23 protein-coding genes and 2 tRNA genes are annotated in these 23,586 nt (G+C 54.9%); 12 read left to right on the top strand and 13 right to left on the bottom strand.

Translation table 11 applies throughout. The annotated features are described in order from the left end of the window. Positions 1-486: type I restriction enzyme HsdR N-terminal domain-containing protein (locus tag B7364_RS14320; RefSeq protein ID WP_198534267.1), on the bottom strand; the 486-nt coding region annotated here is incomplete at its 3' end. A gap of 414 nt (positions 487-900) precedes the next feature. On the opposite strand from B7364_RS14320, the gene B7364_RS14315 reads away from it, so the two are divergent. After that, positions 901-1,776, top strand: a complete 876-nt coding sequence (locus B7364_RS14315) for a DUF3313 family protein (RefSeq protein WP_085340715.1) — start codon at positions 901-903, stop codon at positions 1,774-1,776. 30 nt (positions 1,777-1,806) lie between these two features. Here B7364_RS14315 and B7364_RS14310 read toward each other — a convergent pair whose 3' ends face one another. Both B7364_RS14310 and B7364_RS14305 read right to left on the bottom strand, forming a co-directional pair. Then, a complete protein-coding gene (locus B7364_RS14310) occupies positions 1,807-2,709 on the bottom strand; it encodes a sterol desaturase family protein (RefSeq protein ID WP_157893722.1) in 903 nt (300 codons plus the stop codon). 230 nt (positions 2,710-2,939) lie between these two features. Beyond that, entirely contained in the window at positions 2,940-3,584 is a 645-nt protein-coding gene (locus B7364_RS14305; protein WP_157893721.1) for a hypothetical protein, read from the bottom strand. 248 nt (positions 3,585-3,832) lie between these two features. On the opposite strand from B7364_RS14305, the gene B7364_RS14300 reads away from it, so the two are divergent. Then, positions 3,833-4,144, top strand: coding sequence for a hypothetical protein (locus tag B7364_RS14300; protein WP_085340712.1), 312 nt, complete (start codon positions 3,833-3,835; stop codon positions 4,142-4,144). A gap of 21 nt (positions 4,145-4,165) precedes the next feature. On the opposite strand, the gene B7364_RS14295 is transcribed toward B7364_RS14300, so the two are convergent. Continuing rightward, positions 4,166-4,675: a thermonuclease family protein gene (locus tag B7364_RS14295; RefSeq protein ID WP_157893720.1), complete on the bottom strand. Its 510-nt coding sequence runs from the start codon at positions 4,673-4,675 to the stop codon at positions 4,166-4,168. A 19-nt stretch (positions 4,676-4,694) separates the two neighbouring features. Here B7364_RS14295 and B7364_RS14290 point away from each other — a divergent pair, with 19 nt between their 5' ends. Continuing rightward, positions 4,695-4,970, top strand: a complete 276-nt coding sequence (locus tag B7364_RS14290; protein WP_085340710.1) for a hypothetical protein — start codon at positions 4,695-4,697, stop codon at positions 4,968-4,970. Positions 4,971-4,984: 14 nt separating this feature from the next. On the opposite strand, the gene B7364_RS14285 is transcribed toward B7364_RS14290, so the two are convergent. The 5 genes from B7364_RS14285 to B7364_RS14265 all read right to left on the bottom strand — a co-directional run bounded on the left by B7364_RS14285 (position 4,985) and on the right by B7364_RS14265 (position 11,463). Beyond that, the gene (locus tag B7364_RS14285) at positions 4,985-5,662 is read right to left on the bottom strand and encodes a nitroreductase (protein WP_085340709.1); all 678 of its coding nucleotides are present in this window, start codon (positions 5,660-5,662) and stop codon (positions 4,985-4,987) included. A 111-nt stretch (positions 5,663-5,773) separates the two neighbouring features. Beyond that, entirely contained in the window at positions 5,774-6,928 is a 1,155-nt protein-coding gene (locus B7364_RS14280) for an acyl-CoA dehydrogenase family protein (protein ID WP_085340708.1), read from the bottom strand. Between the two features lie 173 nt (positions 6,929-7,101). Then, the gene (locus B7364_RS14275) at positions 7,102-9,822 is read right to left on the bottom strand and encodes a valine--tRNA ligase (RefSeq protein WP_085340707.1); all 2,721 of its coding nucleotides are present in this window, start codon (positions 9,820-9,822) and stop codon (positions 7,102-7,104) included. A gap of 143 nt (positions 9,823-9,965) precedes the next feature. After that, positions 9,966-10,580, bottom strand: coding sequence for a DUF2497 domain-containing protein (locus tag B7364_RS14270; protein WP_085340706.1), 615 nt, complete (start codon positions 10,578-10,580; stop codon positions 9,966-9,968). A 97-nt stretch (positions 10,581-10,677) separates the two neighbouring features. Then, positions 10,678-11,463 (bottom strand): protein-L-isoaspartate O-methyltransferase family protein, encoded by a 786-nt coding sequence (locus B7364_RS14265; RefSeq protein WP_085340705.1) that lies wholly within the window; start codon positions 11,461-11,463, stop codon positions 10,678-10,680. 26 nt (positions 11,464-11,489) lie between these two features. Here B7364_RS14265 and B7364_RS14260 point away from each other — a divergent pair. Continuing rightward, positions 11,490-11,563, top strand: a tRNA-Cys gene (locus tag B7364_RS14260). Between the two features lie 19 nt (positions 11,564-11,582). Here the strand turns inward: B7364_RS14260 and soxR are convergent. Beyond that, on the bottom strand, positions 11,583-12,062 hold the full coding sequence (soxR, locus tag B7364_RS14255; RefSeq protein WP_106407653.1) for a redox-sensitive transcriptional activator SoxR: 480 nt from the start codon (positions 12,060-12,062) through the stop codon (positions 11,583-11,585). A gap of 142 nt (positions 12,063-12,204) precedes the next feature. On the opposite strand from soxR, the gene B7364_RS14250 reads away from it, so the two are divergent. Continuing rightward, a complete protein-coding gene (locus B7364_RS14250; RefSeq protein WP_085340703.1) occupies positions 12,205-12,579 on the top strand; it encodes a VOC family protein in 375 nt (124 codons plus the stop codon). Positions 12,580-12,596: 17 nt separating this feature from the next. Here the strand turns inward: B7364_RS14250 and B7364_RS14245 are convergent, their stop codons facing one another. Continuing rightward, positions 12,597-12,974, bottom strand: a complete 378-nt coding sequence (locus B7364_RS14245; RefSeq protein WP_085340702.1) for a VOC family protein — start codon at positions 12,972-12,974, stop codon at positions 12,597-12,599. A gap of 971 nt (positions 12,975-13,945) precedes the next feature. Between B7364_RS14245 and B7364_RS18200 the strand changes: the two genes are divergently transcribed. The 3 genes from B7364_RS18200 (at position 13,946) to B7364_RS14230 (ending at position 15,922) form a co-directional block, all read left to right on the top strand. Beyond that, positions 13,946-14,659 (top strand): hypothetical protein, encoded by a 714-nt coding sequence (locus B7364_RS18200; RefSeq protein WP_157893719.1) that lies wholly within the window; start codon positions 13,946-13,948, stop codon positions 14,657-14,659. 295 nt (positions 14,660-14,954) lie between these two features. Then, entirely contained in the window at positions 14,955-15,587 is a 633-nt protein-coding gene (locus B7364_RS14235; RefSeq protein WP_085340700.1) for a nitroreductase family protein, read from the top strand. Between the two features lie 259 nt (positions 15,588-15,846). Beyond that, positions 15,847-15,922: transfer RNA gene (locus tag B7364_RS14230), tRNA-Asn, on the top strand. A gap of 49 nt (positions 15,923-15,971) precedes the next feature. Here B7364_RS14230 and B7364_RS14225 read toward each other — a convergent pair. Further along, positions 15,972-17,789 (bottom strand): ABCB family ABC transporter ATP-binding protein/permease, encoded by a 1,818-nt coding sequence (locus B7364_RS14225; protein ID WP_085340723.1) that lies wholly within the window; start codon positions 17,787-17,789, stop codon positions 15,972-15,974. A gap of 162 nt (positions 17,790-17,951) precedes the next feature. On the opposite strand from B7364_RS14225, the gene B7364_RS14220 reads away from it, so the two are divergent. The 4 genes from B7364_RS14220 to B7364_RS14205 all read left to right on the top strand — a co-directional run bounded on the left by B7364_RS14220 (position 17,952) and on the right by B7364_RS14205 (position 22,240). Further along, a complete protein-coding gene (locus B7364_RS14220; RefSeq protein WP_085340699.1) occupies positions 17,952-18,506 on the top strand; it encodes an LOG family protein in 555 nt (184 codons plus the stop codon). A 533-nt stretch (positions 18,507-19,039) separates the two neighbouring features. Further along, the gene (locus tag B7364_RS14215) at positions 19,040-19,822 is read left to right on the top strand and encodes a TetR/AcrR family transcriptional regulator (RefSeq protein ID WP_232780921.1); all 783 of its coding nucleotides are present in this window, start codon (positions 19,040-19,042) and stop codon (positions 19,820-19,822) included. Next, a complete protein-coding gene (locus B7364_RS14210; protein WP_085340697.1) occupies positions 19,819-20,568 on the top strand; it encodes a TetR/AcrR family transcriptional regulator in 750 nt (249 codons plus the stop codon). Before B7364_RS14215 ends, B7364_RS14210 begins: the two co-directional genes overlap by 4 nt. Before the next feature lie 130 nt (positions 20,569-20,698). Continuing rightward, complete coding sequence (locus tag B7364_RS14205; protein WP_198534265.1) at positions 20,699-22,240, top strand: TetR/AcrR family transcriptional regulator; 1,542 nt, start codon at positions 20,699-20,701, stop codon at positions 22,238-22,240. Here the strand turns inward: B7364_RS14205 and gltX are convergent. After that, entirely contained in the window at positions 22,237-23,571 is a 1,335-nt protein-coding gene (gene gltX, locus B7364_RS14200; protein WP_085340695.1) for a glutamate--tRNA ligase, read from the bottom strand. The genes B7364_RS14205 and gltX overlap by 4 nt on opposite strands. Positions 23,572-23,586: the final 15 nt, after the last annotated feature.

Raw genomic sequence — 23,586 nt, 5'->3', positions numbered from 1 at the left:
CGCACGGCTCTGGTTGAAGAGTTTGTCAACATGACCTAGATCATCTTCCTTTCGGGCAGAAAGCTCACCCAGTTTAAAGCTTGTGACTTCTTCGTGCTCTATTGGCTGACTGAAACGCAAGCGAAACACGCGCCATTCGACCGCATTCGTAAGGATTACCCATTCAATCCCTTGATGGGCGCCATAGTTTACCGCCTGTCGCAAATGAGTGGCGTTTAGGTCAGTTCCGGCACTTTTTACTTCGATCAAAAATCGGATCTTGCCCTCGAGCCTTACTGCAAGATCGCAGAAAGTGCCCCTAATCTGTTGTTCGCTAGTTAGCTCTTGGTATTTGTCGTATCCGAAAAGTTCCGCAAGCATGTCCTTTACGACTGTTACCGTATCCGCTTCAGACACATCACGCTCGCGCTGAGACACTGCAACATTTTGAAAAACTTTCAATTTGGCAACAACTCTATCCACAAATCTCTTTGGCAGTCTCGACATTTCATCCTCCCAAAAGGTCAACCCGAAAAATCAGCCTGAATTGCCTTAAGGTGTCAAGCGGCGCTGAAGATTCCTAAGGTTGATTTGATTTTCGAGGTAAGAATCCAAATATCCCCGCTTGCCCATACCACCGCACGGCCAACCCACTCCGCACATTGTCAAACGCTTTAGCCACGAGGATCATAGAGGCGCGTTTTGCTCAGTTTGAAACGGACCCCGACCCCCATTGTCGGAGGCGATCGGTTGAAACACCGTGATTTGACGTCAATCCATTCGAAACCAACCCCACCAGCCCGTTTGCGCCATGAACCTCCCGCTGACCGCCGGTGTCGTCATTATGCCGCAACCCGAACTCCATTGTAGCTCCACACAAGCGTGGGCGTCTTGTCCTGTTTGCGAAAGGATCGGACCGCCATGATACGCCACAGCCCCAAAATCACCACAGATGGAAGGAAGGCTGAAAAGAAGCCGCCGACCACACGCACGAAACAAAATGCTGCTCTTGTCAGTCTGTCAGCTCTCGTGGTTGCCTGTACGACTTTACCAGATGAACAGACCCCTTTTCGCCAAAACCATCCTGAACTGACAAAGGCCTCTGGCTTCCGCGCGAAAATTCTGGCCAGTCCGCCCCCAGAGCCCGCCATTGAAAGAGGTGCTGCCCTTGTCATCGACCCCATCAGCCTGTCTGCGCAGGATGCGACCGCTGCGGGCATAACGGCCGATCAAGCCGCTATTCTCAAGCTCGCCCTTGGTCGCCACGTGTGCACAGCCTTGTCAGATCAATTCGACATTGTGGCCGCTGACGGCGCGGCACAGGCCGCATCCGCATACCGTCTCAAGGCCGCAATATCTGAGGTCATTCCAACTGGCCGTGTTGGGGCCGCAATTGGCAATGCCACAGCCATGGTGTCACCACTCACCGGTGTCCGCCCGCCCGTTGGCCTCGGGGCGCTGACGGTTCAGTTTGAATTGTATGATGCCTCAGGTCGCGCGACGGCGGCCATGTTGTGGCGGCAAAAGGCTGATGTCATCAGCTCGGAGGCTTCTGTTTCCCCCATCGGGGATGCCTACGCGCTGACCGAATCCGCCGGGACCGCTTTCGCCGATCTTCTGAGCCAGCCGTCGAAGGGTTCCAAGGCGGTCAAAAGTCTAAAGCCAGCGCTTTTGTCAAAGCCTGACCCAGCATGTGAGGGCTTTGGTGGCTCGCGCGCCCGAGACGCGCTGGGCTTGTTGCCCATTCCCCCTCTGCCACCGGAAGTGACTGAGCGCAAACAAAAGCCCAAGCCTTAAGAGATCGGTGAACAAGCAGCTTGCCATGGCCTATTCCACCGACGTTGCGGTTTGCTCAGGCTGGGCAAAGCGGCGGGCAAACAAGGCCTCTTGGCGGGCCTCGTAATCCTTGAACTCAGTTCCACACAGGCGGTCCCAGAAGCGAAAATAGAGCCCGTAATTACCACCGGAGCGCTGATGGTGCATGTAATGGTGATAACAGGTCGTTTTCCAGCCAAGAATGGGCCATCTATGCCACGTACGCGGGTAAATCTCAAAACCCATATGGCCGAGAAGATTGAACAAGGTCACGCCAAGACTGAAGGCCACAAGGCTGGCAGGATGCCATGGGATCACCAAGAGGATTACAAGGGCAAGTAAGCTATTGAGATCTTGGATGACCGATTCCACCGGGTGAAAGGAAAAGGTGGTAAAGGGTGTCGGCTCAACGCTATCATGATGGACGCGGTGAAACAGCGCAAAGAGCTTGGGATGGTGCAAGGCCCGATGCGACCAATAAAAGCATGTGTCGTGAGCCAGGAAGAGAGCAAAGGTCGTTGCAACGACATAAATCAGCCCGCCAGGGCCGTGAATTTCGCTATACATGTTGGCTTGTAGGGCCTCGTTCGACAAAACCAACCACAGGCCCGTCGCAATCGACAAGACGTTAGAGGACAGCAAAAAAGCAACCTCGCGCCAAATCTGCTCGCCGCTGTGGGATGGCTTGCGCGACAATTTCCGATTGGGGAACCATTTGGCTAAACCCCAAGTGAAGACGGCAAAGAAAATGCCTCCATAGAGGAAGTATTCTCCATTGCCGGCCAAAACCATCGGCCAAATATCTGCTGAGCCGACATCAGATTTGGCCATTTGGGCAGCAGGTGTCAGCAGGATGATGAGGATTGCCAGCACAATTCCACCAGCTGCGGCAACCGGAAATCGAAACCCACGCATGCACATCTCCTTGATCGTGCATAAGCCCAGTGCGCTTTGACGATGGAGGGAGAATGGAGACGCGATGGCGTTTTGCGGGAGGCAGAACCCGAGACAGCCAAAAGCGTCCCTAGGTTTTCGGCAAAAAATCAGAGAACAACGCGCAAACGGCAACAAGTCGCTTGCATGACAGAGCAAACCAAGCAGGGAGGATCATCAATGGCCTATCGACCGCGCGTTGTACTCAAGGATTAGTGCGCACCTACCGGCTCGGCCTTAACGCAATTCTTCACAGGCTGCGGCAGGTCTGCGGCCATATTGGAGAGCCAGCATTCATTGAAGACCGAGCAATAGCACGCTGTCACTTTGGCGTCGAAACGAATCCGATCTATCGTCTCCCAGCGCTTTTGCCCATCTTTCGAGGCCGGATAGGACCATTTGAGGATGCGGCGCACCTCGCCTTGCGACAAAACACTCTGATTGATGGGGGTTGTCGTATAGGTGATCTGGCCTGTCCCCGTGGCGTTCACAAACTCGGACAATTCGCCATAGGTCTTGCCACCACTTTCAAGTTTGGTCCACATTACGCGCGCCGGCCCGGTACCGACATTGGTGATGGTGAATTCCAAGGCTCGCTCGCCTGAATCGGTCACATTGCCACTATCAAACTGCAAGATGGGCGTGGATTGGGCGCGCACCAGACGCTCATTCTCTTTCACCAATGCTTCCATCGTGTGGCCCGTATGCAGCGACACATAGAGCGAGCCTGCCGACACCAACAGGATGGCTACGGCCATCACAATATCAAACCAACGATGCTCGGTGCCATGGGAATGGGCGTTGTGCGCCGTTTCGGGAGCTTCAATCATCGACGTACTCTCTGTTTCGTCAGACACGTCAGGCCATCCAAGGTGGAAAAATTGTCCATCCAGCTAAATGGCCCAAGGCCAGGTGTAAAGACAGAAAATGGCCGCCTGGCGAATTTTTTGCTGCAAGATCAAGGTGGTTGGTCTTGGGACTTTCGCGCCAGCTTCACGTGCCGCATGGGATGCCCGCGCGGTCGCGGCCGAGAAAAAGCTTGACTGCCACTCTATCGCAAGTATCGGACATAGGCCCGCCGTGTCACAGGACGAAGGATACACGCATGAAAAAAGCGATCATTTGTTTGCCCTTGCTTTTCAGCACATGCCTCCTCAGTGCTTGTATCTCGCCCTCGGGCTTGGGAAGCAAAGTGCCCAATCCGGAAGACGCCAAGTATAACTCGCCCAATTGCCGGGCTATTCGGGCGATGGCGGCGGAGTATGATTTCCGGTCTTATTCGCGCACGGGCTTGGCGCTGGCCGCCGAAGGCTCACATAAAAAGATAAAAGAATTGCCGTCATCCAGCGCGGTCGCCAAACAGCACGAGCGTGGTCCGATGATTGCTGAAGGGGTTGAGGCTCTGTGCAGCTCGTGAAGGACTAAGCCCCGCACCATTTTAGGATTTTGGCCGGCGTCGCCAATCCCATGGGGCTTCAAAACTGCCCGTCCACATGCCAACACCACTGGCCTTCGCTTCAGCCTCTTGGGCGCGATAAGTCTTCGAATAACGCACAAAGGCCAATGCATGGCCATTGCGTACCATCCAGGCCTGCAAATCTTCGCCCGCCAGCGAGCAGCGCGCCACCATACGGCCATAGCGGTCTCGCCCCGTCGATTGGCACAAGACAGGCCGCGCGCCCACTTTGTCTGACAGAGCAAAGGCCGCGCGCTGGCCACAGCGATAGCTTCGACCCTTTGCGTCCAAACAGGACTGCCCCGCTTCGGGGGCGTCAATACCATAGAGGCGGATACGTTCACCCTGAACTTCCAGAGTATCCCCATCAATGACCGAGGCCCGGCCCTGCACCACGCCGGTTGAAGCCGTAGCCACAGCGGCCATGCCAAGCGCAGCTAGGCCACCCAAGGCGGCTAGACTCAAAACTATTTTAGTTGTAAATTTCTTCATACACACTTTAGGTAATAACATGAAACCCGCAACTTACAAAATACTGGCTGCTGCCCTGATCATGGTTTGCGCCCCAGTTCAACTCACATCCTCGCCAGTTCCGGTGCAGGCTGCCACCTCCTACGCCCAAACCTTCTCCACCCCGATTGATCCGGTGGCGCGCTGCAGTGGCTGTGGGTGTCGTGGTGGCCCCGGTTGGCGCTCCAAGCGGACCGGGCAATGTGTGGGCTGGAAAAATCTCTATAGCGAGTGTGGCAATCCACCCAGCCCAGATCGTTGCACCAAGGAAAACTAAGCCAGCGGCGGAGTTTAGTCGCTAAAGCCCACAAAGGTGGTGGCTTCGGCCACAGACTTGCGCTCAGACACCACCGCATTGGCGGGGAAGCTCTCGTCGGGCCAGCCCAAGGCGATGCTCTTCATAATGACTTGATCCTCAGCAATGCCCGCATGTTCGCGCACCACAGGCGATTGCATAATGCCTTGGCTATTGATGACGGTGCCTAAACCCCGGGACCAAGCGGCATGGACCAAGGCCGTTGCGACGGCCCCGCAGTCAAAGGCGGTATCATCGCTGCCAGCCAGCACTTTGTCATAGGTGATGATGACGCATACCGGGGCATCAAACTGGCGGAATCCGCGCAAAACCCAGTCCTGCCGCGCTGGTTGATCATCCCGGGCAATGCCCATAGCGGCAAACAATTGCTTTGCCACACCAATCTGACGCTCTCGGTGAACACCCGCAAAAGGCTCACCAATGCGAAACTCACGCGAGTGCGGCACCCCGGCCAAATTTCGCTCTGTATTGCCCGCGCGGATGCGGTCCAAGGGTTCGCCCGTTAGCACATAAAAGTTCCAAGGCTGGGTATTCATCGACGATGGCGCCCGCATAGCCAGCGCCAGAATCTCCTCAATCAAGGCCTTGGGCACGGGGTCGGGCTTATAGCCTCGAATACTGCGGCGACCCAGAATAACTTGATCATAGTCCATATGGCACCTCTTGTTCTGGCCGATGGGTTCAGCAGGTTTCGGCACGGCGAAACCAAAAAGGCCAACCGGATGGGCTGGCCTTTAAGTAAAAACGTCTGAGGAAGCCGAGGCTTAGGCCGCGGCCTTGTCCCCAAGCGTCATGGCCGCATAGCGCTTTAAATGCCAATCGGCGCTACCGGCTTGGGTATCGATCATGGTCAAGCGCTTGAAATAATGGCCGATGGCCAATTCGTCCGTCATGCCCATGCCACCGAAGATTTGGATGGCGTTTTGGCCAACAAAGCGGCCACCGCGACCGATTTGGGTCTTCGCCCCCGCACACGCCTTCGCCCGCTCCAAGGCATCATCTTCACCGCAACGGATGGCTGCGAGATAAGCCATGGAAGTTGATTGCTCTGTCCACATGAACATGTCGACCATGCGGTGCTGCAGGACTTGGAACGAGCCAATGGCCACGCCAAATTGCTTACGCTGGCGGGCATAATCCACCGTCATCGCATGGGCAACGCGCATCGCGCCAACTGCCTCGGCGCACAAAGCGGCGATCACATTGTCTTGGGTCTCTTCCAGTGCTGGCAAAATGCCATCAACTGGGCCGATAACGGCATCAGCCCCCACCGAGACATTTTCCAGATAGACGTCGCTGGCCCGCAGGCCATCCACGGTCGGATAATCCTTGGTGGAGACGCCAGCGGCGGTCTTCGATACCAAGAAAGCGGTCAAACCAGCCCGTTCACGTTGGCCGCCAGATGTACGGGCAATCACGATCAGCGTATCGGCTTGCGGGCCGCCAATGACGACCGACTTATGGCCGTTCAACACATAGCCTGAGCCGTCCTTCTTCGCGGTTGTCGACACATCGGCCAGATCATAGCGGCTCTTAGGCTCATGGGTGGCGAGGGCGTAAATACCCTCCCCCGTGGTGATGCGACCACCATGTTCTTCTTGCTGAGCAGCAGAGCCTGCTACACGCAACAAATTCCCACTGGCGACAACGGACGGAATGAAGGGCTCAACCACCAAGCCTTTGCCAAATTCTTCCATGATGACAAGCGTGTCGATCGCGCCGCCACCGAGGCCGCCCATGGCTTCAGGCAAGGGGGCCATCATTAGACCCATTTCCGCCATTTCAGCCCAGATCTCTGGCCGCCAGCCCAGATCGGAATGAATGGCCTTGCGACGCGTGTCGAAATCATACTTTTGCTGGACGAGCTTTGCGATCGAGTCCCGCAGCATGTTTTGTTCGTCGGTAAAATTGAAATCCATGTGGACGTTCCCTGAGTTCGCGCCTGTTCAGGCTCTGCATTATCGATGAATTGATAGCGCGTTTAGCGCGCGATGCTAGGGGGGAGACGCCGTTTAACTCAGGCGATTACACATTAAAGACGCATACAAGCCCGTGCTAGCACGGGCTTGTTCGTGACGCCTCACCAATGTGCTCAGCCCAGACAGGCCAATGCAGCCTCATATTTCAGCTTTTCCGCTTCATAGGTGGCGCGACGCTCGCGCTGTTCTTCGATGACCTCGGCGGGTGCCTTGGCGACAAAGCCTGGATTATCGAGCTTGCGCGACACCGTCTCGATTTCCTTGGCACAGCGGGCAATCTCTTTGTTGAGACGGGCTTTTTCGGCACCAATATCCATGACGCCCGCCAAGGGAATGGCGACTATCGCCTCACCCAAGACAAAGGTCACACTGCCTGCAGGGGCAGCATCGGCCACCACCGAATATTCCAAGCGCGCCAAACGGTCGATTTCTGCCTGATAGCGCTCTAGGCGTTGGGCTGTTTCTTTGGATGCCCCGATCAAGAGTGCGGGCACCTTGGCCCCTGCCGGCACATTGGTTTCGCTGCGCAAAGACCGCAGGCCCGTGACCAGATCCACCACCCAGCCCACTTCGGCGGCTGCAGCCTCATCAATCAGGCTGGCATCAAGTTTAGGCCAAGCTTCATTGATCAAAAGACTGGTGCGCTTGGGGCCAAATTCGGCTGTTTTGTCCCACAATTCTTCAGTCACAAACGGCATAAAGGGATGCAGGATTTTCAAAATCTGATCCAACACCCAAGCAACTGTGCGGCGGGTCTCAGACTTGGCTTCTTCATCTTCGCCATTGAGGAGCGGCTTGACGAGTTCAAGATAAAGGTCGCAGAAGACGCCCCAAACAAAGGCATAATTGCTTTGCGCTGCTTCATCAAAGCGATGGGTGGCAAGGGCTGCTTCCACACCGTGGGCCGTTTTGGTGAGTTCAGAGACAATCCAACGGTTCAGCCTATGCTTCACGGCGCTGGGGTCAAAAGCCTCCCACAACGTGCACTCATTCATCTGGGCAAAGCGTGCGGCATTCCACAATTTGGTGCCGAAATTGCGATAGCCTTCGACCCGCTTGTCACTCATACGAATGTCGCGGCCGGGGCCTGCGGCAATCGCCAAGGTAAAGCGCAGAGCGTCCGCCCCATAAGTATCAATCAAAACCGTTGGGTCGATAATATTGCCCTTGGACTTGGACATTTTCTTGCCGTGCTCATCCACCACACGGGAATGGATGACCACGGTGGAAAAGGGCGCTTTGCCGGTAAAGTGGCAGCCAAACATCATCATCCGGGCAACCCAGAAGAAGATGATGTCAAACATCGTCACCAAAGTACTGGTGGGATAAAAGCGGCTCATCTCGGGCGTGGCTTCAGGCCAGCCCAGGGTCGAAAATGGCCAGAGGCCGGATGAGAACCACGTATCCAACACGTCTTCATCTTGGACCAAGGTCACCTCGCGGCCATGCTTGGCTTTGGCAGCGGCACGGGCTTCGGCTTCTGTCTCTTCGACGAAAATTGTGCCTTCTTCATCATACCAAGCCGGGATCCGGTGGCCCCACCAGAGTTGGCGCGACACACACCAAGGCTCGATATTGCGCATCCATTGATAATAGGTCGCCGTCCAGCTTTCGGGGACAAACTTGGTTTCGCCGCTTTCAACCGCTTTAAGCGCATTAACCGCAAGCTTGGCAGCATCGACATACCACTGATCGGTCAACATGGGCTCGATGACGACATCAGACCGCTCACCCAAAGGCTGGGTGATCAGCTTGTCTTCAACTTTGAGCATCAGGCCGCGCGCATCAATATCGGCAACCACGCGCTTACGCGCCTCAAACCGGTCCAGCCCGCGATAGGCTTCAGGGATATAATCGGCGTCCAGCATCCGGCCCTTGGTATCGAGCAGGACGAACATCTCAATATTGTGGCGACGGGCGACCTTATAATCATTGAAGTCATGCGCGCCGGTAATCTTCACCGCACCCGAGCCAAAGTCTGGATCGGGATATTCATCCGCTATAATCGGGATCAAACGATCAGCCAGCGGCAAAAGACACCGCTTGCCCACGATGGAAGCATAGCGCTTATCGCTGGGATGAACCGCCACAGCCCCATCGCCCAGCATGGTCTCAGGCCGCGTCGTGGCGATGGAGATATAGTCGCGTGTTTCAAATTCCGTGGGTTCGCCATTTTCGTCAAAGGCGATGGGGAATTCATAGGTTTCGCCGTTTTCCAGCGGATATTTGAAATGCCAAAAATGGCCGGCCCGCTCTTCATTGATGACTTCAAGGTCAGAAACCGCGGTTTCAAAATGGGGGTCCCAATTCACCAAGCGTTTGTCGCGATAAATCAGGCCTTCTTTGTGCAGCTGAACAAAGACTTTACGCACCGCGGCCGACAGGCCCTCATCCATGGTGAAGCGCTCACGGCTCCAATCACAGGATGCGCCAAGCCGTTTGAGCTGGGTGGTAATTGTCCCACCGCTTTCAGCCTTCCAGGACCACACGCGTTCCAAGAATTTTTCGCGCCCCATGGTGCGGCGCGTCTCATTGGTACCCGATTGCGCCATCTGGCGCTCGACCACCATTTGAGTGGCGATACCGGCATGATCGAGGCCCGGTTGCCACAAAACGGACTTACCACGCATCCGCTCAAACCGGCACAAGATGTCCTGCAGCGTACAATTGAGTGCATGGCCAATATGAAGCGAGCCCGTCACATTGGGTGGCGGAATGACGATGGAGAAAGTTTCCGAGTCTGGATCGGCCTTCGGCTTAAATGCGCCAGATTTTTCCCATGCCGCATATAGACGAGGCTCTGCAGCTTGAGCGGAGAAATGACTTTCTAACATGTGTGTCCCGAGTGAATAGGATGTGGGTGCTGGGGTACGCCCCATTGGCACCAAACAAAAGCGACGCTGGCATATCATGCCAACGCCGTTCTTTTGAAGACTTTCTGCTGTTGCAAGCAGCCCTTAGGCCGCAAAGCACTGTCTTAGAAGGAGCGACGGGCGATCCGTGCCACTTCAGCTTCGACTTTCTCTTCCACAATACGGGGCAAATTCGCGTCAAGCCAGTCTTTCAACATTGGCTTGATTAATTCGCCCACCATGGCCTCTACCGTATTGCCCGAAATAAAGACACCTGGCAGCGTGGTGTTTGGAGCGAGCTTCTGGAAGACGGTTGAGGCCTTGTCTGCGATCGGGTCGCTCACTAAGCCTTGGTCAAACGGGAAGGCGGGAGCTGCAGGCTGTGGCGGCGGGGTATAGACTGGGGCTGGTGCAGGGGCCGCTGCCATGACAGGAGCAGGTGCGGGCGCGGGAGTTGGTGCAGGCTCTTCCCAGCGGTCTTCGACGATGATTTCCTCAAGCGCAACTTCGGGCTCGTCCTCGACTGGCAAAGCATCAAAATCAAAGTCTGGCGAGACTGTTTCCGGCATCTCCATGACCGGCTCATTCAATTCCAGAACTTCGTCGCCGAAATCCGGTTCGGCCGCAGCCGCTGGTGCGGCATCAGCTGGAGCCCCAGTGTCATCTTCAGAAATAATCCGGCGGATCGAGGCCAGGATTTCTTCCATAGTCGGTTCGGCTTGTGCGTCTGCGGCGCTCATAATATCCCCATGGTGTGCGAATCGCACATGAAGTTCAGTAAGCTAACTTGGATTGCCAATCAAAGTCTAGCGATGCCCCGAATCTGACAACAATTCGTTAAAAAGCAAAAGCTGGGGCAACACGAAAGCCGGGTAATTGCGGGACAGTTGCGTCAAATACAACGCGTCCAGCCACACTACTACCGCTCTTGGTAAAGATATTGGCGGTCCCCATGGGCCCTTTGAGCAAAACAACGCACAAACGCCCCTGCTCGGCCAAAACGTGGGTCCAGCTGTCTGGAAAGGTCTCAACCCCACCATCAACAAAAACAATATCGAACGGGCCTGCTGGCGGGGCGTCTAAGCCACCCACAACGCTGGTCACGCCGGGAATAGTGACAGCCACTTCATCCAGCACGGTGACGGTACAGCCCAAAGCGGCAAACACCGCCGCGCTATAGCCGCCCGCGCCGGCGATAACCAAAACCCGCTCTCCGGCCAAAGCATTGGCAGCTTGGGCCAATTTCGAAAAATCGCGCGGCTTCCACAGCCAGCGGCCCGATGGCGTCGGCGAGGTGACCTCTGCATAGGCAAAAGCGCGCTTTTCAGCGACCACAAAGGTCTCGCGCTCCACCACCCGCATCGCACCTTGTAGGGCTAAATCGCTCACATCATTGGTACGAACTTGGCTTTCGATCATCGTGTCGCGCGCTGCCGCAAAATCCATGTCGGTCCCCGTACCTGTGCTTCCCGCGCCAATCCTGCGCGCGGACTCATTACAGGGAATTGGGTCTTGCGGGCAAGAATGGATAACTGTCCAAAGTTGGCAATCATTTGGGTCTGTTACAGCTTGAACCTGCAGACATTCATTGCTGCTTAAGGCCTGCTCTGTTACATCGCCCATCCACCCGCCTGCTTCTGCGTCAAGAAGGCCTCGTGGCGGAGTGGTGACGCAGCGGATTGCAAATCCGTGTACCCCGGTTCGATTCCGGGCGAGGCCTCCAAATTTCATTTCCTTGCGGGCTAGTCATGGGCTGAAGCTTTCGTGGCCGGTGGAATATCATCGCCCAATAAATAGCGCGGCCCCGCCCCACCCTTGGCGGCTTGGTCGCGGGGATTGAAGAGGGCGCAGGTCTCAAGCGACAGGCAGCCACAGCCAATGCAACCGTCCAATCGGTCGCGCGTTTTCATCAAAGCTTGGATTTTCTGATCCAAAGTCGCCGCAATCGCCGTACTGATGCCGCGCCAATCGCGCGCATTGGGTGGGCGCCCCAAAGGCAGGCGATCCAATTCCGCCTTAATTTCCTCTAAGGTCAAACCCAGCTGCTGGGCAATTCTGATGAAGGACAAGCGGCGAATATCAGCGCGGTGATAGCGTCTTTGCTGGCCCGCGCTCCGGTGGGCTTGGATCAGGCCGCGCGCTTCATAAAAGCGGATCGAAGAGACTGAAAGCCCGACACGCGCGGCGATCTCGCCAATACTCAACACATCTTTTGCCTGCACTGCTATTTCCTTCACTCCAAAGCTTGACCTCAATCTAGGTTGAGGTTGCATAAGGTGATCTGTCAAGTGACCCCACCATGGAGCGTGTCTTGATCCCGACGGACAAACACGCGCGCCTTTCGTTTCGCCAGGAGCTTTTCAGATGACCCAATCTTACCTTGAACATGTCAATATCACCGTCGCCGATGCCGATCAGGCAGCCGCTGTCTTGGTGGATGTCTTTGACTGGCACATTCGCTGGTCTGGCCCTGCCCGCGATGGCGGCTACACAGTCCATGTCGGCACAGCCGACCAATATATTGCGGTCTATCGTCCCAGAGATGGTCAAAGCCGGGACTTCCCCAAAGGCGCGCCGCTGAATCACCTCGCGATTGTGGTTGACAATTTAGACGCCGTTGAAGCCAAAGTGGTCGCCCGGGGTCTAACGCCCTTTAACCACGGCACATATGACCCCGGCCGCCGTTTCTATTTCTTTGATGAGAACGGCATTGAGTTTGAGGTAGTGTCTTATCACTAAGGCTGCGCTTAAGGCAGCTAAAGGCGCGCAAAAGCGCAAATCTTATGCCCCTCGGGTGATCGCAAATAGGCCCCATAGGTGATGCGATCCCCACTGGGGCGCGGCCCGGGTGCGCCCTCATCCTGGCCCCCTGCCAAAAGCCCTGCGGCATGAAAAGCATCAACCGCCGAAGGTGTTGCCGCGCGAAAGCCAATTGTGCCGCCATTGCCTGCCGCCGCCCTATGCCCATCCAGCGGCCGCATCACCAAAAACGCCCCCGCTTCCGCTCCCACATAGACGAGGCGGTCGATGGGCGCATTTTCCTGGCGCTGAAGCCCCAGTGGACCCAGCACCGCATCATAAAAGCGCGCAGCGTTATCAAGATCATTGGTACCAACAACAATATGGGTGAACATGGGGACCTCTGGCGGAATGCGACAACAGATCGGCGTCGAACTATCCAAGAACCAACCCGATCGTCGACGCATTGACAAGAAGGCGCGAGGTGAGACTGTAGACTTTTAGTTGAGCGAGATGTTGTCGATGAGAAATTGGATGATCACAAGCCTAGCCTGCCTATCCGCTTGCGGCCAACCTCACCGTGGCATCGTCTAAGAAAGCAGAAAAGGTAAGCCCATCAGGGCTTATGTGGCGATCCAGCCTTCGCGCAGCGACTGGGGCTGAAAACCAAAGCAGGCCCGAACTGGATACCATGATCACCCAAATGAACTTGGCCAGTGCCCGCACAGATAGCCTTGAGACGACCTTGCTGTTCCTGAAGACAATCCAAGTTTAGGGCGAGACTTATCGGCAAATCCAAGTATAATGGAAAAGTTGAGGGCAGGTCTTGGTGCTCTTGAAACGGGGCTTGGCACTGACAATGAGCTTGAAGCCAAGCTGCGCACGCGACGGCCTGACAGCTTTTAAGTAAAAGATCTCGTCTTCGTGCGCGCGACGGCGCGCTCCGACAGGAATGCACCCTCGTCAAGCAATTCCAATGGTCTTTTCTGGACCCATTTTGGCGAAAATCCTGCTTCACAAACAGGGACAAATCTGCTGTTGCGAGAGCAAATGGGGCGGCAGCTTGAGAGCCGGAAGGGTAGCCAAACCGTTTCTAGACAAGAACGCTCCCCGCCCCCACGATGGGCATGGCTTGTGGTGATCGCGAGAGCATGTAAAACCTTGGCCCATGATCAGCCCCGCCTCTACGCTGCTTCCGAGTGCCCCTGAAGGCTGGTCTGTTTATCACTACGCGCTTCTGTCGGACGGCACGTTGGCCATTTTATGGACTGAGGATGACTTGAGAACACCATGGCTCAGGCGGTGGCCGCATCACGATCTAAGCGCCTCTGAAGAAACACCAGACTTTTGGCAAGCCAAGGCCCTAATGGTAATTCTCACCGAAAGTGGCACCTTTGAGACCATGCGTGTTCCTTTGGTTCAGAACCCACTCATTGATCGTTTTCCGGATGGTCGATGGCTTATCACTTCATCTCGGGCTGGCGCTGGTGAAAGCCAAGCGCAGATATTGGGTGCCGACGGTCAACCCATCAGGTCATTCGCGTTGGGTGATGGAATAGAATACGTCCGCTGTGCACAAGATGGGACGATTTGGGTTGGATACTTCGATGAGGGTATCTTCGGCGGTTCTGTGGCCTCTGGTGGTATTGTCCAGTTCGATGACCATGGTCGCCCGCTATGGTCATATAACCATCAAGGCGGAAAGAGACAGTCTTTTGTCGACGACTGTTACGCCCTCACTATGAATGGCAGTGACGTTTGGACTTGTTTCTATAGGGACTTTCCCATCGTGCGTGTCACAGGCGGCGTGGAAGCGGTTTGGGCCAATAATGTGACTGGTTCTAGGGCACTCGCAGTTGACGGCAAACTCATCCTATTGGCAGGCGGCTATGCAGGCGATGCTGGCAGGCTGGCCCTTTTGAGGCTTGAGTATGGCCAAGCTAAATTGCTGCACACGTGCATGTACCCAGAAATTGAGCGGGCCAACCTACTTTCCGGCATTGCATCAACAATCCACTTTGTGAGCGATGAAGCCTGGAAGCGTATCCGAGTGTCAGATGTACACTCCCACCTGAGCTAGCGACGCGATGGGCACCGAAGGATGCACTCCATCCATGGCATGCACCATGGCTCAGCACTTTCATGTCGATGCCGTGCACCAGTTAAACCGCGCCAAACGTGCGTCCAAACGCTGACACGTCTTTTGCCGCGGTATAGCTGGGGGGCGAAGGCGTTCCAGAACGGAAACAACCAAACCCAAGACCTAACATCGGCCACCCCGCGCCTGCCTTACAGTGCCCCCTATTCCATCACACGCCTGACCACCCCAGATATCACAAAGTCGGCATCGTGCTGATCACCAAAAGGAAATTGTCATGCTTATCGATCAGCTCAAATGGCGCTATGCAACCAAGAAGATGGACCCCAGCAAGAAAGTCCCCGAAGACAAGGTTGCAGCCATCCTCGAGGCCATTCGTCTCACCCCAACATCGAGTGGGTTGCAGCCCTATGAAGTGATCCTCGTCACCAATCCAGAAGTCCGCGCGCAAATCCAAGCCGCAGCTTGGAATCAAGCCCAGATCACCGACGGCTCGCATCTGTTGGTTTTTGCCGCCTGGGACAATTACACTGCTGACCGTATCAACCACATGTTTGACCTGACCAACGAAATTCGTGGTTTCAAGAACGAAGGCTGGGAAAATTATCGCAACATGCTGTTGGCAACCTATCCCCAGCGCGATGCGGAAACCAATTATCAGCATGCCGCCCGTCAAGCCTATATTGGCGTTGGTGTGGCTATGGTTGCTGCTGCCGAAGCCGAAGTGGATGCAACCCCGATGGAAGGCTTTGATCCCGCCACAGTTGATAAGATTTTGGGCTTGGGTGAGCGCGGCTTGCGGAGTGTTGTCATCATCCCCTTGGGCTATCGCCAAGAAGAGGGCGATTGGCTGGTAAATCTGACAAAAGTGCGCCGTCCTACTGCCGATTTCGTCACGGAAGTCCGGTAATAACAAGCAAAGATCTACCCCTGAGTAATCTTGATATTAACCAAACATTAAGGTTAGAATCATATTAACTGGTGTTGTCTTCTCTGGAAGACACCCCACCATACCCGATCTTAACGGGGGGCCCGCAACGGCTCCCCGCTTTTTTTGGCACAGGGTTTTGGGCGGACTTTGGGGCCTTGATCTGCAGCTTGCTGCAATCAAACCGCATCAAAGGCTTGCACGATCTCAAGGTGGCGGTATAAGGCGCGCCTTCAAGTGTTCCCCGATAGCTCAGTTGGTAGAGCAAGCGACTGTTAATCGCTTTGTCGTAGGTTCGAGCCCTACTCGGGGAGCCACTTTCCTCCACCCCAAAAATCCAACCTCTTAGCTCTTTACGGGTGGCGCTTAGGCAGGCTCTGCATTCATGCGCGCCTGCATCTCCCACAATTCGGCATAGACAGCGCCTTTGGCTAACAGCGCCTCATGGGTGCCACGCTCTGCCACGTGCCCATCCGCCAGCACGATAATTTCGTCCGCATCTGCGACCGTTGACAGACGGTGGGCGACCACAAGGGTCGTGCGGCCCTTGGCTGCGTCCTCCAAGGCCTCTCGCACTTCGGCCTCCGTGACCGAATCAAGGCTGGAAGTGGCTTCGTCAAGGACAAGGATCGGCGGATTCTTCAAGAGGGCGCGCGCGATGCCGACGCGCTGGCGCTCCCCACCTGATAGTTTCAAGCCCCGCTCGCCGACTTTGGTGGCAAGGCCCATGGGCGCGGCCGCGATCAGGCCTTCCAGGCGCGCCATTTTGGCGGCTTGTTCGATTTCTTCTTGCGTGGCCTCTGGTCGGCCATAAGCGATGTTATAGGCCAAGGTGTCGTTAAACAGCACCACATCCTGCGGCACGAGCCCAATGGCCGCCCGAACGCTTTCTTGCGTGACATCGCGCAAGTCCTGCCCATCGATCCGAACAGCTCCAGCTTGGGGGTCATAAAAGCGGAACAATAAGCGCACAATGGTGGACTTGCCTGAACCAGAAGGGCCCACAATGGCCACCGTCTTGCCGCTAGGAATGGTAAAGGAGACATCGGACAGGCCTGCATGGCGCCCATCATGGACAAAGGCGACGCGGTCGAACTGCACGTCGCCATGGCGGACATTCAGGGGTGGCGCGCCTGGCTTATCGGCAATATCGGGCACTTCATCGAGAAGCGCATACATCGCCTCCATATCGATCGAGCTCTGCTTGATCTCGCGCCAAGCAAAACCCAAGATATTCAGCGGCCCATAGAGGTTCAGCATCACCAAAGTAACCGCAGCAATATCGCCTGCCCCCATCGTACCGCGCGAAATGGCATAACCAGCCGCTGCCACCATGGCTGCCAAGCCCAAGTTTTGAATAAAGCCTTGAGCGGCGTTGAGGCCTTGTAACGTCGCATTGGATTGGACCGACGCGCGGGCATAGGCGCGCACCGCCTGATTATAGCGCTCTGTCTCGCGCGCTTCGGCGGCGAAGGCTTTAACGGTCTCAAAATTCATCAAGGAATCCACCGCCCGCCCCGTCGCCTCGCTATCGGCGTCATTCATGTCGCGTCGATACTGCAGACGCCATTCGGTGATGGCGAGGGTAACCATTGTGTAAATCACCACGGTGGAAGCCGCGATCAGGGAAAAAAACCAGCCATAGCGCAGCCCCAAGACCATGGCTGCCATCACAAGCTCGATCAGGGTTGGGCCAATATTGAAGGCTACAAAGCGGGTTAGGAAATCAATCGCGCGAACCCCGCGTTCAATCGTACGCCACACCGCACCGGTCCGCTTGGACTGATGGAAGCGGATGCCGAGGGCATGGACATGGCCGAAGACGGCAACCCCTGCCCGTCTTTGGGCTTCTTCACTAACGGGCTGAAAAATGGTGTCGCGCAATTGCGGCGCGCCAGAGCCCAAAAAGCGCATCAAAGCCCAAGCGCCAATCGCCATCAAAAAGACGATGTCCCACGAAGGGTTACTGCCACTGGTGAGGCCATTGACCGCATCTGCCAACACCAAGGGTGCACCGACGATGAAAACCTTGGAAATCAAGGTGAGGCCAAGAGCCAGCCCAACACGAACGCGCAACTCGGTGGTATCTAGGCCACCGATCAATCGAACCAAGCGCGACAAGGCCCGACCAATCGGTGAAATCTCATTGGCCGCGTCGGACTGGTTGCGTTCGCCTTTTCTCATAAAGACCACATAGGCAATGTTGGCTGGGATTGAACAGCCCAAATGCAATTGCTGGCAAGGCTTGATGCACAAATGTCAGGAAACATGCATATAGCGCTCGCAAAATCGTGTGCTTGGCTAATTGAGTCGGGCACACTCAGAGATCGGCTTAAGGAGCAGGGCATGAGCAAATTGAAATCTGTCTGTGTCTATTGTGGTTCTTCCAACCAAGTAGACCCTGCTTACCTCGAGCTCGCAACCCAAATGGGTCAAGCGATTGCCAAGCGGGGCATTCGCTTGGTCTATGGCGGCGGCAATGTCGGCCTAATGGGGGCCTCGTCACGTGCAGCCCATGAGGCCGGCGGCGAAGTCTTGGGTATCATGCCACACTTTCTGACCAAATGGGAAAAGCCCAATGCGGCATTTGAAACCCGCATGGTCGATACGATGCATGAGCGCAAATGGGGCCTTTTTGCTGAATCGGATGCATTCATTGTGTTGCCCGGTGGCATTGGCACGCTGGAAGAAGTGGTGGAGACCCTGTCCTGGCAGCGCCTTGAACTCCATCACAAACCGGTCGTGCTGGTTGACCGCGCTTTCTGGCAGCCCTTTGTCGATTTGATTGAGGCAACGATCGTGACCAAATTCACGCCAGAAGCCTTCCGCAATTCCTTCTTCTGTGTCGACACGCCAGAAGAAGCTTTGGCTGGCCTAGAAGCAGCTGTCGCCAAGGGCTAAAGCCCCCCACTTTTGAACAAAACAAAGACCGTGAACCGCGCAGCCAAAGCGCTGCGAGATGGCTTGGTCTTGCCTGCTTTCCAACTGACACGTGCATCGGCAAAAAACCAAAATACACCAAAGTAAATTTGAGTATATTTTTTATATATTGCGATTAAAGTTTACAGCAAATAAAATTAAAATTTTATACTTTACATTTTCTAGGTGAAATTAGTGATTTTTTAACATTTAACTAATTGATTTTATTGCTTTTTCTATCGTTAACTGTAATTGAATATTTATTTCGAATTTAATTCGTTTTAAGCTTAGTTCTGCAACCAAGTAATCACATTACTTTGTAGTACATTCAAGGGTAAATCCATTAACGACACATCACCAAACATGTGTTGAAACGGATACCCTCTTCAGGCGAAAACCCTGAGACGGCCAAAACTGGCTGCCGTATGTGCGCAAAGCAATGAGGATCATTCTGGAGGCCCGCGGCTATCGGATATGGCCCCTAAGGCCACTTGAGCCGCATACGGATAGAAATGATGTTGCTGTCTCACGTGATCGCAGGTGTAAAGTATCGGGGTACAGATATGGAAGCACAGCAAGAGCCAACGCAAGGTGGGCAATCCTTCGAACTGATCGTGAAGCGTCTCTTGACGGCCCCTGCCCGTCGTCACGACATTGCAACGCGGACTAACCGCGTTCTGGCCAGTGTGCTGCAGGAATGGTACGAAGTGGGCTATGTGAATGCCCAAATCCACCGGATTGCTAACCGGGCCGGTATGTCCACTGCAACCCTCTATCGTTTGTTTCCAGACAAAAATGCGATCTATTGCGATGCCTTAAAGCTTGGCAATGACATTATGGTCGGTCTTTTGACAAAGGCACAAAGCCACCCCAACCCGATTCATCGCTTGACCGAGATCGTGTTCAATCATGCCGAAACGCTGCGCCAAGACTATGTCCGTGAGCTTTTGTTGACCCAATCCTTGATGCTGCTGGAACCTGAGATCCAAGACCGTGTCCGTGATATTGCCCGCGAAGGCCAAGCCGGTGTGAAACAATTCTGGCAAAACAACCTACAAGAACTCGTCACCCAAGGCCTTATTCGCCTTGAAGATATCGATTGGCAGGAGTGCCGCCTCAAAGGTTCGATGGAGACGCGTGTATTGGGCCGCTTTTTCTGGGGTTATCCGGAATATGTACCGGAAATAAGTTGGCGAAGTGATGCACAATCGATGGTGGAAGACTTCTTCAAGCTTTATGGCACCAGCAAGTTCCACACGATGAGCCTGACCTATAATTGGGACTGGAAAACTGAATGAGCGGCGAGGACCACAGCTCAACGATCACTCAATTTGTTCTGAAACAACTCGAACAAATGTTGATCCCCAATGCCAATCGGCTGGACGCTAGCAATAGACGTCAGCGGATCATTGCAGCTGTCCTCTATGAAAGTCATTTCAGCCCCGCCCGGCGAATGAATGTGCGCGAAATTGCCAAGCGTGCTGGCGTCTCGTCCGCCACCATCTACCGCTATTTCAGCAGCGACGACCAACTTCTGACAGCCGGACAACGGCTAAGCGTGGAACTCTATTTGATGTTCTTAACCCGGGATGCTTGGCACCCTAACCCCGTGTTTCGGATTTGCACCTACTTAACGCGTTGGGTTGAGCTTTGGACACTTCCAGTCCGTCAAGATCAGCGCTCTGTCGTTTTGATGAAACGAAGCGCACGCGACCCAGAACTTCTCGCGGCGACAACGCTCTATTTTGAACGCCTTAATGAGTTTTGGACTGCCCAGTTGCGGCTGCTTCAATCCGAAGGGTATCTGCGTTCAGAGCCGCGCTATGAACTCCTTGAAGCTTTATGTGGGCCGTTGGAGTCAAGGATCCTCAATCCGAATACCTTGGCGGATATGCCCTTTGTCCCGGAAAATTCTTGGTTTGAGGTTTGCTGGCGGGCAACGAGTGAGTTCTTGACCCTACATGGCACTCCATACTTTCATCAAATGCGTCGAAAAAAGAATTGGGACGCAGATTTATTTGCGTTGCAAAAAGAAAATGGTTAATACTACCAATAAGTAATATTCTTTTTTCCCCGTTATTGGTTTGCCCCCTTGGTGCGCGTGAAAGGCAACTCAATCTCCTTATGATCGACGCAACATGCCCCTCCCGACTTCTAATCAAAGAAACAAAGCCTTGTTCCAACATCAGGTCGAATTGTGTCTGAAGACACAGGCTCGTAGATCGGATGATGCAACGCGTAAACGACTGATTTTGGCCGCGGTTTTGAAAGAATGGGCTGAAGCCGGTTTTCTAAATGCCAATATAACAGCCATCACCGTACACGCAGGTGTTTCAACCGCTACCCTCTATCGGCTCTTCCCCAATCGAAACGACATGAATCTGCAGGCCCTTGCGCTGGGTCATGAACTCATCCTTGCGGCCTTGCTGGACCAGGAAACGCACCCAAATCCCATTCGGAACCTGATCGAACTTGTGCATCATTATGCCTTGATCCTGTCGGAGCCGTATCTTCGCCAATTCACTATTGCCCAGACGTTTCAAGTTCGTAAGGATGCAGCCACGGGCGAGATCGCAAGCCGGACTGCGCAAACTGGTTTTGAGGCGCTGCATCAGTTTTGGCGGCGTGAGATCACAAATTTGATCGAAGCGGGCTTTGTTGAGCCCGGATCGATGCACCATCAATTGTTTCGTTTGATCGGTCCGATTGAAGCGCGCGCCTTGCACTGGTTTCAGGGCGGGCGCGGCCATTATGTGCCCAGCCAAAGCTGGCACCATGAGGCGATAAAGGTCGTGGAGGGGTTCTTTAAGGTCTATGGCACGCATAAATATCAGATTTTCAGTAAAACCTATCAATGGGACTGGCTGGCGAACACGCTCACACCGCCGGTCCAAAGCCCCCGTCAAGCTTCCGAGATTGACCCCGCCCCCGGGCGCGATAGCTTGCCGCTGATTGAGGAATTTGAGCGCAGTCTAGCCCTTGGCCCACCACCCAAAAACTTCATGGACTTTGCGTTTCGTGAATTGGAAAAGATGGCGAGCCCCCAAATCAATCGTCTCAATACCGCCAATCGGCGGATTCGCATATTGGCTGCCGCCATTTACGAGAATTATGAGCGTGGGTTTGAAAATCTCAGCATGTCGGCGATTGCCAAACGGGCAGGTGTGTCAACCGCCACCCTGTATCGCCAATTCCCCAATGATGTGGCGCTACATGAAGAGGTCTATGCCTTGGGGATGTCCTTATTCTGCGCTTGGGTGGGGCAGGATGACGACCAAAAAAACCCGTTAGCCCGGCTGACGACCTGTATTTTGCGGCCACTTAACACTTATACAGACCCAGATAGCTTACGCCTGGGTTCCATTCAATTTGGGATTATTGCGCGACTAAAGGAGGGCAACCCAATGCCATCTTCCGCCGCCTTGGTCAGCTATATATTCGGCTTTTGGACCAAGCGCTTTAACCGCTTAATCGGTGAAAACTACCTTGCGACGCCCGCGTCTTGGCCAATGATCCATGATATATTTGGGCCGATCCAAAGCATGTCCTGGGCCTTGCGCAGCAATACTGGGATTATGCCCACCCCAGAAGATAGCTGGTTTGATTCCTGCTGGCAGGTCGCAGAAGACTTCTTCAAAATCTATGGCACGGCCCATTTTCACGCGCGTTGTGAAGCCGAAAACTGGCGGGCGGACCGCGACAACCTGCGCCCTTAAGCTGTGGTGCCCGCCAAGCGAGCAGCCGCCCGATCTGGCCCGATCAGCATAAACAAGCTCTTCATTTCAGGCCCATGCTCTTGGCCAGTCAGCGCCTTGCGCAAGGGCATGAACAGGCCCTTACCCTTCGCACCCGTGGCCGCCTTGACCGCTTCGGTAAAGCTTGACCAAGACGTCTCATCATAAGGTCCAGTTGGCAAAAGACCCAGCGCCGTGGCGATAAAGTCCGGCTCGTCAATTTGGGGCTCAATCGGGCCTTGGACCACGCGGGCCCACAGGCTGACATCATCAAACTTGGCCAGATTACCACGCACGGCAAGCCAGAAAGCCTCGCCCAAATCACAGTCAAGGGCGGCAAGGCGCGGCTTGATCGCGGCATAATCGGCATGCTGCAATAATTGGGCATCCAAGCGACGCACATCTTCGGGGTCAAATCGGGCGGGCGCGCGGCCGATCTTGCCGAAGTCAAAACCCGCCACCAACGCATCCAGATTATCGACCGCCTCAACCGGATCAGACGTGCCGATCCGCGCCATCAAGGATAATACCGCTAGTGGAGCTACCCCTTGCTCGCGCAGGCTTTCAACTGACAAAGAGCCAATGCGCTTAGACAATGTCTCGCCATCTGCGCCGACCAAGAGCGGGAAATGGCCAAACTCTGGGCGGGTGCCGCCGGTTAAAGCCTCAAAGATTTCAGCCTGTGCGCCTGTATTGGTCACATGGTCTTCGCCACGGATCACATGGGTGACGCCTAAATCCACATCATCAACGACCGATGGCAGGGTATAAAGATACGCGCCATCTTCACGGATCAACACGGGGTCAGACATGGAAGCGGTGTCAACGGTTTGTTCGCCCCGGATCAAGTCTTTCCACGCAACCCGCTTGCCCGACAACTTAAAGCGCCAATGCGGCTTGCGCCCTTCTGCTTCAAAGGCAGCCTTCTCAGCATCTGTCAGCGCCAGTGCGGCACGGTCATAGACAGGTGGCAATTTACGCGACAAAGCGATCTTGCGCTTGCGGTCCAATTCTTCGGCTGTCTCATAACAGGGATAGAGCAGGCCTGCAGCGATCAAGCGGTCGCGCGCCTTATCATAGACGTCAAACCGGGCTGATTGGCGGGCTTCTTCATCCCAGGTCAGACCCAACCACGTCAGGTCCGTTCGGATGCCATCCTCATAGGCCTTGGTGGAGCGGGCCGTATCGGTATCATCAATACGCAACAGGAAGGTGCCGCCATGCTGGCGCACGAACAACCAATTGCGCAAGGCCGTGATGACATTGCCGACGTGAAGTTTGCCCGTGGGCGAAGGTGCAAATCTGACTTTCATGTTTCTTTCCTATCC

The sequence above is a fragment of the Aquidulcibacter paucihalophilus genome (assembly GCF_002105465.1).
GTDB lineage: Bacteria > Pseudomonadota > Alphaproteobacteria > Caulobacterales > Aquidulcibacteraceae > Aquidulcibacter > Aquidulcibacter paucihalophilus.
Note: the sequence above shows the minus strand (reverse complement) of the source record. Positions and strands in the feature narration are given on the sequence as shown.